Origin of the sequence: Roseburia sp. AM16-25 (genome assembly GCF_003473825.1) — a bacterium.
GTDB lineage: Bacteria > Bacillota > Clostridia > Lachnospirales > Lachnospiraceae > Pararoseburia > Pararoseburia lenta.
In genome coordinates, this window is record NZ_QUCW01000002.1 from 538376 (window position 1) to 549634 (window position 11259).

The 11259-nt window shown below is 44.8% G+C and carries 13 protein-coding genes; 10 read left to right on the forward strand and 3 right to left on the reverse strand.

Features of this window, described 5'->3' with window-relative positions; translation table 11 throughout:
* The first annotated feature begins 13 nt into the window (after positions 1-13).
* The 4 genes from DW183_RS06505 (at position 14) to DW183_RS06520 (ending at position 2328) form a co-directional block, all read left to right on the forward strand.
* Positions 14-346 (forward strand): hypothetical protein, encoded by a 333-nt coding sequence (locus DW183_RS06505; protein ID WP_118281165.1) that lies wholly within the window; start codon positions 14-16, stop codon positions 344-346.
* Complete coding sequence (locus DW183_RS06510) at positions 347-1291, forward strand: hypothetical protein (RefSeq protein WP_118281166.1); 945 nt, start codon at positions 347-349, stop codon at positions 1289-1291.
* A gap of 39 nt (positions 1292-1330) precedes the next feature.
* A complete protein-coding gene (locus tag DW183_RS06515; RefSeq protein ID WP_118281167.1) occupies positions 1331-1768 on the forward strand; it encodes a GerW family sporulation protein in 438 nt (145 codons plus the stop codon).
* A gap of 152 nt (positions 1769-1920) precedes the next feature.
* The gene (locus DW183_RS06520; protein WP_118281168.1) at positions 1921-2328 is read left to right on the forward strand and encodes a NifB/NifX family molybdenum-iron cluster-binding protein; all 408 of its coding nucleotides are present in this window, start codon (positions 1921-1923) and stop codon (positions 2326-2328) included.
* Positions 2329-2709: 381 nt separating this feature from the next.
* On the opposite strand, the gene rpmB is transcribed toward DW183_RS06520, so the two are convergent.
* Positions 2710-2895, reverse strand: coding sequence for a 50S ribosomal protein L28 (gene rpmB / locus DW183_RS06525; protein ID WP_118281169.1), 186 nt, complete (start codon positions 2893-2895; stop codon positions 2710-2712).
* A gap of 224 nt (positions 2896-3119) precedes the next feature.
* On the opposite strand from rpmB, the gene DW183_RS06530 reads away from it, so the two are divergent.
* The 3 genes from DW183_RS06530 to recG are packed head-to-tail and all read left to right on the forward strand — an operon-like array spanning position 3120 to position 7236.
* Complete coding sequence (locus tag DW183_RS06530) at positions 3120-3479, forward strand: Asp23/Gls24 family envelope stress response protein (RefSeq protein ID WP_118281170.1); 360 nt, start codon at positions 3120-3122, stop codon at positions 3477-3479.
* Between the two features lie 15 nt (positions 3480-3494).
* Positions 3495-5180: a DAK2 domain-containing protein gene (locus DW183_RS06535; protein ID WP_118281171.1), complete on the forward strand. Its 1686-nt coding sequence runs from the start codon at positions 3495-3497 to the stop codon at positions 5178-5180.
* A gap of 7 nt (positions 5181-5187) precedes the next feature.
* Positions 5188-7236, forward strand: a complete 2049-nt coding sequence (recG, locus tag DW183_RS06540) for an ATP-dependent DNA helicase RecG (protein WP_118281172.1) — start codon at positions 5188-5190, stop codon at positions 7234-7236.
* A 35-nt stretch (positions 7237-7271) separates the two neighbouring features.
* Here recG and DW183_RS06545 read toward each other — a convergent pair whose 3' ends face one another.
* Entirely contained in the window at positions 7272-7472 is a 201-nt protein-coding gene (locus DW183_RS06545) for a small, acid-soluble spore protein, alpha/beta type (RefSeq protein ID WP_158573031.1), read from the reverse strand.
* A gap of 94 nt (positions 7473-7566) precedes the next feature.
* Positions 7567-9321, reverse strand: coding sequence for an Rqc2 family fibronectin-binding protein (locus DW183_RS06550; protein ID WP_118281174.1), 1755 nt, complete (start codon positions 9319-9321; stop codon positions 7567-7569).
* Positions 9322-9474: 153 nt separating this feature from the next.
* Here DW183_RS06550 and DW183_RS06555 point away from each other — a divergent pair, with 153 nt between their 5' ends.
* The 3 genes from DW183_RS06555 to gmk are packed head-to-tail and all read left to right on the forward strand — an operon-like array spanning position 9475 to position 11259.
* The gene (locus tag DW183_RS06555; RefSeq protein WP_118281175.1) at positions 9475-10353 is read left to right on the forward strand and encodes a YicC/YloC family endoribonuclease; all 879 of its coding nucleotides are present in this window, start codon (positions 9475-9477) and stop codon (positions 10351-10353) included.
* 13 nt (positions 10354-10366) lie between these two features.
* Entirely contained in the window at positions 10367-10630 is a 264-nt protein-coding gene (locus DW183_RS06560) for a DUF370 domain-containing protein (protein ID WP_118281176.1), read from the forward strand.
* Positions 10627-11259 carry a guanylate kinase gene (gene gmk, locus DW183_RS06565; RefSeq protein WP_118281177.1) on the forward strand — a complete coding sequence of 211 codons (633 nt, stop codon included), beginning with the start codon at positions 10627-10629 and terminating at the stop codon, positions 11257-11259. Before DW183_RS06560 ends, gmk begins: the two co-directional genes overlap by 4 nt.

Genomic DNA, 11259 nt, shown 5'->3' on the forward strand with positions numbered 1-11259 from the left:
TGGGTAATACTATATGAGATGGTACAAGGATTTATATGTCAGTGAAAATATCACAGGAAGCCTAAAGTATATACAGTTTATGGTCGATCATGGCTTGCAGGTCAGACCCTTATATCTGATCGTCCTGTCTGAGATCAGTGACGGACAATTAGAGATCATTCCGGTTGCAACCTTAAAAATCCCGATTTTTCGCCATAAGTCTTATGATATCATTGGCGTGGCAAAGGGCTATTATCATGCAAGAAGTCTGGTAGAACGCATTTATGGGGATGTGTACAGTCAGACCGGAGACTGTCAGGTGAAAGCCTATTTCCGGCAGAAATTTGAGAAAGAGGAGCGTGCGTAAATGGGTGTATTAACAATTATCTTATCCATTTTAAAAGTAATCGGCATGATTCTTCTTATCCTGCTGGGCTTGGTCGTTTTCATCCTTTTGTACCTCTTGTTTTTGCCTTTCCACTATGAACTCTCCGGCAGTCATAGCATAGAGGACGGCTGGGAAGGACAGGTATATTTCGCCGGCTTTTTGCATTTCTGGCAGTTGCGCTTTGCCAAGTTTGCAGAGGAATACGAAGTGCGGATCTATGCTTTCTGGGGGATGTTGCAGATCTATCCTTGGAAGAAAAAGGCGAAGGCTGTTTCAGATGATGAGGCGGATGCAGAGGATTTTGCCGAGGATATGCCGGCGGAGGATACTCTGGATGATGATGATATAGCGGAGATTTTAGAAGATAAAACCGTATCGAAAGCAGATGTAAAACGTATGGCAGAGTCGAGCAAGACGGCATCTGCGACAAAGGCGACATCTGCTCAGGCAGATAATGAGTCTGCGGAGGATGCCGGAAATCAGGCAGGGGCGCAGGAAAAACAGACGAAAAAGACTGCTGCAAAAAAGAAGAACAAGTCCAAAACAAAAAAGCCGAGTGGCGGTCTGAAAGAAAAATGGCAGACATTTCATAAAAATGTGACGGATGAGCATAATAAGAATGCCGTATTCTTTCTGCTGCAAAAGGCACTCTGGATTTTAGGGCGCGTCAAGCCGACGATCATGGAAGCGGATGTCGATTTTTCGCTGGGAGATCCGGCACTGACCGGCGGGGCGACCGGAGTCATCAGCCTTTGCCCGGTATGTTATGGAAAGAAATGTCGTATCATTCCGGACTTTGAAAGCGCTGAACTATATCTTCTGGGCAGTATTTCCTTAAAGGGAATTGTATTTTCATGGCATTTCGTTTATCTTATAGTTAGCGTATATTTTAATAAAGATTGTAAAAAATTATTTCATTTATAAAGATGCACAGGGATGCAGAGATCATAAAGGAGAGGTAATATGGAAAAGAATAATGAAGTATTTAATGAGACAGTCAATACACTCTTTCAGGGGATGGATGGTTTTATTTCCACCAAGACCGTTGTCGGTGATGCCATCCATATCGGCGATACGATCATCGTACCGCTTGTCAATGTAACCTTTGGCGTGGCTGCGGGGGCATTTCGTGCAGAAAAGAAAAATAACTCCGGTGGTGGTATGGGCGGAAAACTCACACCGAGCGCTGTGCTGGTGATCCATAATGGCATTACCCGCATGATCAGTGTGGAGCGCAATTCCGGTATCGAAAAGATCCTGGATATGGTGCCTGACTTTGTAGACAAGTTCGTGAGCAAGAAGGAAGGAGCCGAGCAGGATCCTGAGGCAAGAAAGGCTGCCCATGAGGAGATGGAAGATATTTTAAGTGATGCTGTCAATAATGCTACGGTAGAGGAGTAGGTTTAGACAGAGCTGCGAAAGCTAACTTTATTTGGATCCAGAGCAAGTCAGACAAACAGATCTGATTGATGTAGGCCAGGTGGTGGAATTATATGCAGCGTAGAGATAGGATTGGAAAGTACAAAATAATTTTATAAATAGAGGAGACAATAATGGTAGTAGCAATTACTTATGACAAGGAAACAGGAAATGTAGGGCAGCACTTTGGTCATGCTGATTTCTTCAAATTGTATGAAATCGAAAATGGCAGGATCATGGATTCGGCAGTGGTAGCCCCTTTTGGACAGGGACATGAAGCAGTGGCAAGTACCATGGATGATTATTCGGTATCTTTGGTCATCTGTCAGAACATCGGTGACGGAGCCATGCAGGCACTTTCCGCCTATGGCATTGCCGTGTGTCCGAATGTAGAAGGCTTGGCAGATGATGCGATCGAGGCTTTTATGCAGGGAAGCCTTTTGATCGAAAATGCACCGAATTGTGACTGTGATCATGGCGCGGGAAGTTGCTGCGGCGGAGAAAGTTCCTGCGGCTCCACTTGCGGGGGCTGTTGTCACTGATAGACAATAGCAAACAGCCCGAGTTCTTCCGGCGGCGGAGGTTCTGCCGGTGGTGGATCCGGCGGTGGCGGCGTCTGGTAAAGGTTTTTTTCATGCAATAATGTAAAAGAAAAGGCATATAATATATGTAAGATCACATATTTTATATGTCTTTTTTATTATGAAAAAAGTAATCGGCTTCGGCATGTTTTTTACAGGCGTGGGGATCTTTATCGGAAATTGCATCGGAAACGGATGCATCTGTATTTTACTGACGATAGGACTTTTGTGTGTCGGATTTAAACTCTTTTGTTGCGACTGAGTAGAAGGGGAGAGCGTGAGGAGTATTTTGGTAACAAAAAAAGGAACTGTCTAAAAGACAATTCCCTGATTGACGAAATATTAAACTCGCTCAACTTTACCAGAACGTAAGCAAGAAGCACATACGTACAACTTCTTAGGTGTTCCGTTTACGTTACACTTAACAGACTTGATGTTTGATTTCCACATTCTGTTTGATCTTCTATGAGAATGGCTCACATTATTTCCGAAATGAGCGCCTTTTCCACAAACTGCACACTTAGCCATGACTGCACCTCCTTGGATTATGGTTTTGTAATTTCTGTATTCGATACAAAATCGCAACACGCATATTATATCAGAGCATTTTCTAAAAAGCAACGTTTTTTTGCTTCTTTTTTTCAAAAAATATAGGGAAAGCCAAAAATTAGATTGTATTTTATGGAAAAACGTTTATAATAAATACATATTATGTCATTTATATTATGGACGATTATTGTGGAGGTATATATATGCAAGGTCAAATGGAAACCAATTTGGGTAAGATCGTGATCGAATCAGACGTTATCGCAACTTATGCAGGATCTGTAGCAGTAGAGTGCTTCGGTATTGTAGGCATGGCTGCTGTCAATATGAAGGATGGTCTTGTAAAGTTATTAAAGAAGGATTATCTGAATCATGGAATCGCTGTCTCTATTGATGAAAACAATGAGATCACACTTGATTTCCATGTGATTATTTCTTATGGTGTCAGCGTGGCTACCGTTGCTGACAATTTGATGGAGACTGTCAAGTACAAAGTAGAATCATTTACCGGTATGACAGTCAAGGCAATGAATATCTACGTTGAAGGCGTAAGAGTAATTGACTAAGGAGGATATACGATAGTGGAAGCCAATACAATTAACGCATCTACATTAGCCAAGATGTTTTTAGCAGGTGCAAAGAACTTAGAGTCTAAAAAAGAATGGATCAATGAACTGAATGTATTCCCGGTACCGGACGGAGATACCGGAACTAATATGACAATGACGATCATGTCAGCAGCCAAGGAAGTCAGTGCATTGGAGCAGGTCGATATGAAGACTCTTGCCAAGGCAATTTCATCCGGTTCCCTTCGCGGTGCACGCGGAAATTCCGGCGTTATTCTTTCACAACTTTTACGTGGATTTACAAAGGCTATCAAAGAGGTAGATCAGGTAGATGTCGATGTTTTGTGTGAAGCGTTGCAGCGTGCCGTTGAGACCGCTTATAAGGCTGTTATGAAGCCAAAGGAAGGTACGATCCTTACTGTTGCCAAGGGCGCTGCGGACAAGGCATTGGAATTAGTCGATACGACAGATGATATTGTTTACTTTATTGATGAAGTGATCAAAGAGGCTGATTATGTCCTTGGAAAGACACCGGATATGCTTCCCGTATTAAAGCAGGCCGGCGTTGTAGATTCCGGCGGACAGGGACTTGTCGTTGTTATGCAGGGTGCTTATGACTGTCTGCTTGGCAAAGAAGTAGACTATACGATCGAAACAGAATCCGGATCCGGCAATGTGGCAAAGACTGCTCCGGAGGCTGAGGCAGAGATCAAGTATGGTTATTGTACAGAATTTATTATTGTTTTAGATAAACCATTGACTGAGGCACAAGAGCAGGAGTACAAGGGCTATCTCGAATCCATCGGTGATTCTATCGTCGTTGTTGCAGATGATGAGATCGTTAAGACCCATGTACATACCAATGATCCGGGACTTGCCATTCAAAAAGCCCTGACACATGGTTCTCTTAGCAAGATCAAGATTGACAATATGCGTGAGGAGCATCAGGAGCGTCTGCTCAAGGATGCAGAGAAAGCGGTTGCACAGCAGGCTGAGGAAAAGAAAACTGAAGAAGAGACACCTGCCAGCGCAGAACCGGAAAAGGAAATGGGATTTGTTGCCGTATCGATCGGCGAAGGTCTCAATGAGATCTTTAAGGAACTGGGCGTAGATTACATGATCGAAGGCGGTCAGACCATGAATCCTAGCACAGAGGATGTCTTGGGTGCGATTGCTAAAGTACCTGCCAAGACCGTTTTTGTATTGCCAAACAATAAAAATATCATACTGGCTGCAAATCAGGCGGCTTCTTTGTGTGAGGATAAGGAAGTCATCGTTCTTCCGACCAAGACGATCCCACAGGGAATTACAGCATTGATCAACTTCATTCCGGAGCAGAGTGCCAAGGAAAATGAAGATCGTATGATCGAGGAACTTTCCAATGTCAAGACCGGTCAGGTCACTTATGCAGTGCGTGATACCGTGATCGACGACAAGGAGATCCATGAGGGAGATTATATGGGTATCGGTGATGCCGGCATCCTTGCCGTGAATACTGACATCCAGACCGTATTCCTTGATATGATCGCTGAAATGGTAGACGAAGATTCTGCTATCGTTAGCATTTATTATGGTGCAGATGTGACAGAGGAAGATGCAGAGGCACTTGCCGCTGCTGTTGGCGAGAAGTTTGCTGATCTGGAGGTAGAGTTACAGATGGGTGGACAGCCGGTTTACTATTACATTGCATCAGTAGAATAGGAGTATTATGGATTTACATTCTTCATTACGCGAGATCAAGGGCGTGGGAGAAAAAACTGAACAATTATTTCAAAAGATAGGAGTATATACCCTTGGGGATATACTCCTTCATTTTCCCAGAACTTATCAGGAATATCCGCAGCCGGAAGACCCAGATGAGGAAAATATAGGGCAGATCGTGGCTGTCTGCGGTTCCCTTCGTACCCCAGCCATCTTTCGTAGGGGAAAACGCATGGATATTACTTTGGCAAGCCTCTTTTGTAAGAATCAGGTCGTAGAATGTGTCTGGTTTCATATGCCTTACATTGCCAAACAGTTGCAGGTGGGACAGCCCTATATTTTTTATGGGCGGCTTTTGAAAGAAAAACAGGGCTACAAGATGGAACAACCGGCTATATTTACACCGGAAAAATATCTTACGCTTCGGGACAGCTTACAGCCGATCTATAGCCTTACCAAGGGTATGACACAACAGATGGTGCGCAAACTTACCCTGGCGGCATGCGATAGTCTGGCGGATTATTCTGAGGAAAACCTGCCGGATTTTGTAGAACAAAGAGAGGGCTTTCCTTCCTATATGCAGGCGATACGCCAAGTCCATTTTCCTATGCATTTTGAGGCATTGGCAGAAGGGCGTCGACGGCTCGTATATCAGGAGTTCTTCTACTTTATCTTACATAGCAGGATCTTAGAAGCAGGGACGACAGGCATTGAAAATCCCTGGCATTTTACAGAGACCGCACTGACGGATGAGACCATCCAAAAGTTACCTTACACCCTTACCAAAGGGCAGATGGATACACTATCACAGATCCGCAGCGACTTGCAGGGCCCTTATGTGTCCCAGCGTCTGATACAGGGGGATGTCGGTTCCGGTAAGACGATTGTTGCCTTTCTTGCCATGCTGGATGTGGTTGCCAGCGGCTATCAGGCTGCCATCATGGCACCGACAGAGGTACTTGCTATGCAGCATGCGGCTGGTTTCCGGGAGATGTGCGCAGATTATGGGCTGCCTTATCAGGTTGTCTGCCTGACTGGTTCCATGACGGCATCCCAGAAGAAAAAGGCATATGAGATCATAGCGACCAGACCACAGATCTTTGTGGTAGGCACGCACGCCTTGATTCAGGAAAAGGTCGATTATCTGAATCTGGCATTGGTGGTAACGGATGAACAGCATCGTTTCGGTGTCAAGCAAAGGGAGAGCCTTTCAAAGAAGGGTATGACACCCCATATGCTTGTCATGAGTGCGACACCGATCCCGCGAACCCTTGCCATGATCTTATATGGGAATATGCAGATATCTGCCATCCATGAATTGCCTGCAGACCGTATTCCGATCAAGACCTGTGTTATCAAAGAAGATCTGCGGCAAAAAGCCTATGAAATGATCGGGCGGGAACTGGCAGGCGGGCATCAGGCGTATATTATCTGTCCCCTGGTGGAAGCAAGCGAGCAGACGGAGGCGGAAAATGTGACCGACTATGTGGAGCGGATCCGTCCGATCTTTGGCGCACAGGTTTCCATCGCAGCCTTACACGGAAAAATGCCGCCCAAGGAGAAAAATGCGATCATGCAGGCATTCGCCGAGGGAAAGACGCAGATCCTTGTATCTACGACCGTTGTTGAAGTCGGGGTCAATGTCCCGAATGCGACTCTGATCATGATCGAAGATGCCAATCGATTCGGACTGGCACAACTGCATCAGTTGCGCGGTCGTGTCGGACGTGGAAAATGGCAGTCCTATTGCATACTAATGGACAAGTCCAAGGGAAAGAAAAAGACCGATCGTCTGGAAGTCATGCACAAGTCCAACGATGGATTTTTTATCGCCCAGGAAGACCTGCGTCTGCGCGGACCGGGAGACTTTTTTGGCATCCGCCAGAGTGGCGAACTTGGTTTTCGACTGGCGGACATCATAGGAGATGCAGACTTGCTGCAAAAGGCATCCCAGGATGTGGCAGATTTTTTGAAGGAAGATGAAAGTCTGGAAAATTATCCTGCCATCCGAAAAAATCTGTCCTCTTTTGCAAGTGATAACAATATGATCTTATAAAAAACTACCTGTGATTTTTCACAGGTAGTTTTTTCTTAGGGGTCTATTTTGTTTTTCTGGGACCGGATCATCTGCTGCACCATATAAGAGCCGATGGATTGTGAGTCTTTTGCACGTTGTACCTTGGTTTTCGAATGAAGAACCGTGCCGAGTTCTTGGGATAATTCGCATTTGAACTGTTGCAAAGCCTCTTTTGCCGCAGGATCCAGTCGTTTGGTCTCGGGCTTTCTTTTCATTTGTGCTCCTTGTTGCAGGACTATGGTTACAATCATAGTATATGATCAAAAAATCATATCATCCTAGCACAATTTACTAGAAAAAACAAAAGTCTTATTTATCACTGACCAAAGTGACGTGCGCCAGAGATGGCGTTGCCACTAGGGAATAATTGGTGTAATAGACAACAAATCCCGGCGCGCTGCCGTTTGGCTTTTTGACGTTTTTCTTTTGCAGATAATCGATCTCCACTTTTTCGTTATCCCTGCCACTGGAGTAGTAGGCTGCAAGCGCGGCGGCGTACTCATAAGTGGAATCCGGCAATTCTTTGTTTTCGGATTTGACGATCACATGCGAGCCTGTCATCTGCTTGGCATGGAACCACCAATCATTGCCGGTCGCAAATTTAAAAGTCAACTGATCGTTCTGATAATTGTTCTTCCCGACATAGATATGAAAACCGTTGTCATCCACAAAGTGAAGGGGCTGACTTTTGGAAATCCGGTTCGTTTTCTTTCCACTGTGTTTTTTGATAAAACCGTATTCCTGCAATTCTTCCTTGATGGCGGCAAGATCGCCCTCTGTTTCAGCAATGGAAAGGGAAGTCTCGATTGACTCTAAATGTTTGATCTCGTTTTCAGTTTCTAGAATATAAGAGGAGAGGGCATTTCCGGTTCTTTTTAACTTGGCATATTTATCAAAATATTTCTTGGCATTTTCCATGGCATCCAGTGTCGGATCCAAAGGGATGACGAAAGGCTCGTTGGTATAATAATTTGTGACCTCGATGGATTTATCACCGGGGCTTGCGGCATAGCCGTAGGTGTGGAGCATTTCTCCGTAAATACGGTATTTATCCTTCTTCTCTGTATCAGCCAACTGCTTTTTCTGCAAAAGATATTTCTTGCGGTCACGCTCTAAATGAATGCTGACGATCTTGCGTAGGTCTGTGGACTTCTGATGGATCACAGTGTGCTTGTTGCGCTGCGCATAAAAGGCTTCCAAGACCTCGGATATAGAAGAAAATGTCTTATATTCCATGTCGGAATAGATAGTCAGTGGGATCGGGGCAAATTCTTTTGGCGCGCCGGTGACGGGATCGTAGTAAATACCATAAGAAAAATTCCCATCGGACAGATCCTGTAATAAAGAACGAAAGACATCATACAAGCGCTCTACATCTGCCTGCGTCAGTGCGGCGGTAGAATCATCGGCATCCAAGCCGCTGCGATAGGCAAGTTCGGTTGCTATGATCGGTGAAAAACCGACTAAGGACGTATAGATCGCCTTTGCCACAGAGCAAGGTTTCTTTAAGATCTGCTCGACGAATTGTTCTTTTGCAATCTGCCAAGGATCGAAGCGATCCTGCTGTGCCGGGATAAAATAAGGTCGTCCCGGAAGGACTTCACGGATGGAACTCATCTGCCCGGATACATGCTTGACGCTGTCGATGATCTGCCCATCTTTATCACAAAAAATAATATTGCTGTGCTTGCCCATGATCTCCACATAGAGATATTTTACCGCAGGATCGCCCATTTCATCCAAATGCTCGATGGTAAAGCAAAGCACACGTTCCATAGAAGGCTGGCTGATCGCACTGATGCGTCCGTTTCCGATATATTTGCGAAGGAGCATACAAAAATTAGGCGCATTCAAAGGGCTGGTCTTGTTTTCTTTTGTCATATATAAAAAGGGCAGGGAAGCATTGGCAGAGATCAGAAGGCGGTTGCTGCCTTCATTTAATGCTTTAAAGGTAAAAAGCAGTTCCTCGCGCTCCGGCTGGGCGATCTTGCTAATACGCTGTCCTGCCAGTAGATGATTTAATTCCTGCATAATGCAATTTGTCGTGATCCCGTCAAATGCCATGAGATGATCTCCTTTTTCTTCTTATCTTTTTCTATTTATTATAAATGTTTATATTGAAAAAACAAATACAAATAATTTGACCTTTTGCCATGGATTTAATATAATATAGACATCTATGCATAGGTATTTATGCAAATGGGAGGTGCCGATGGCATGATAAAGAGCATGACAGGTTTCGGGAGAGGCGAAGCCGGTGATGAAACAAGAAAAATAGTTGTGGAGATCAAATCCGTAAATCATCGTTACCTGGACTTGAATGTGAAACTCCCTAGAAAATTAAACGCTTTTGAAGTGGAGATACGCAATTTTATCAAATCCCGTATTGTGCGCGGCAAGGTTGATGTTTATATCACCTTGGAAGAGACCAAAGAAGCATCCGATATCCTGCATTACAACACACATATCGCCGATATGTATATGGAAAACATCCGCAAGATGTCGCAGGATTACGGTATTCCTTTTGATGTCACAGCGACTTCGCTGGCGCGTTTCCCGGATGTCTTGGAGATGACGGATGCAGAGGATGATGATGAGATGCTTCACTTATTCCTTATGGATGCACTGACCACTGCAACAGACCAGTTCGTTGAGAACCGTTCCCAGGAGGGCATGCGCCTGCGTCAGGATATGCTTGCCAAAATGGATGAGATGTCGTCTTATGTGACGACCTTAGAAGAACGTTCCCCGCAGATCATCGAGGAATACCGGGAGCGTTTACAGACCAAGATCACAGATCTCTTAGGAGATCATGCCATAGACGAGACCCGGATCGCATCCGAAGTTGTCTTGTATGCAGATAAGGTTTGTATCGACGAAGAAATGGTACGTTTGCGCAGCCATGTGGAAGAAACCAAGCACATGTTAGCAGATGGTGGCGAAGTCGGTCGTAAACTGGACTTTATCGCCCAGGAGATGAACCGCGAAGCCAATACGATCCTGTCCAAGTCTACAGACGTAGAGATCGCAGGCATTGGGATTTCTCTCAAGACCCTAATCGAAAAAGTAAGAGAACAGATCCAGAATTTAGAATAGGACAGACAAGAATATGGCATTTATCAATATCGGATTTGGCAATATCATCAATACAGATAAAGTGGTATCTATCGTGACACCGGATTCCGCGCCTGCCAAACGCCTGGTGCAACGTGCCAAGGAGGAAGGCAATATCATTGATGCGACGCAGGGACGCCGCACCAGAGGAATCATCATTACAGACCAACACATCGTGCTTTCCGCGCTTTTGCCGGACACGATCGCGACAAGATCCAAAGAAGCAGCAACAAAAAAGAAGGAGGCTGATGTTTTATGACAAGGAAGGGAATGATCATTGTTTTATCTGGTTTTTCAGGCGCCGGTAAAGGCACGATCATGAAGAACCTGTTAAAAGCACATCCCGGTCAGTATCACCTGTCTATTTCTGCAACGACCAGACAAAAGCGTCAGGGCGAAGAAGATGGCAGGGAATATTTCTTTAAGACCAGGGAAGAATTCGATCAGATGATCGCAGATAATCAGTTACTGGAATACGCCATCTTCAATGGCAATTCTTATGGAACACCGCGTTCTTATGTGGAGCAGTTGGTAAACGAGGGCAAGGATGTCATCTTAGAGATTGAGATTCAGGGAGCGCTTCAGGTCAAAAAATTATACCCGGAAGCCCTGCTTCTCTTTGTGATGCCGCCATCTGCAGATGCCTTAAAGGAGCGTCTGGTCGGCAGAGGAACCGAGACACCGGATGTGATCGCACAGCGTTTGGCGATCTCTTCCAAGGAGTCACAATACATGAATGGCTATGATTATCTGGTCATCAACGATCAGATCGAAAATAGTGTAGAACAAGTGCATGCTATTATTTCTTGCGAGCATTTTAAGACAGCGAGAAATGAAGATACAATAGACATGATCCAAAAAGATTTAAAGAAGTTTGAAGGGAGATAG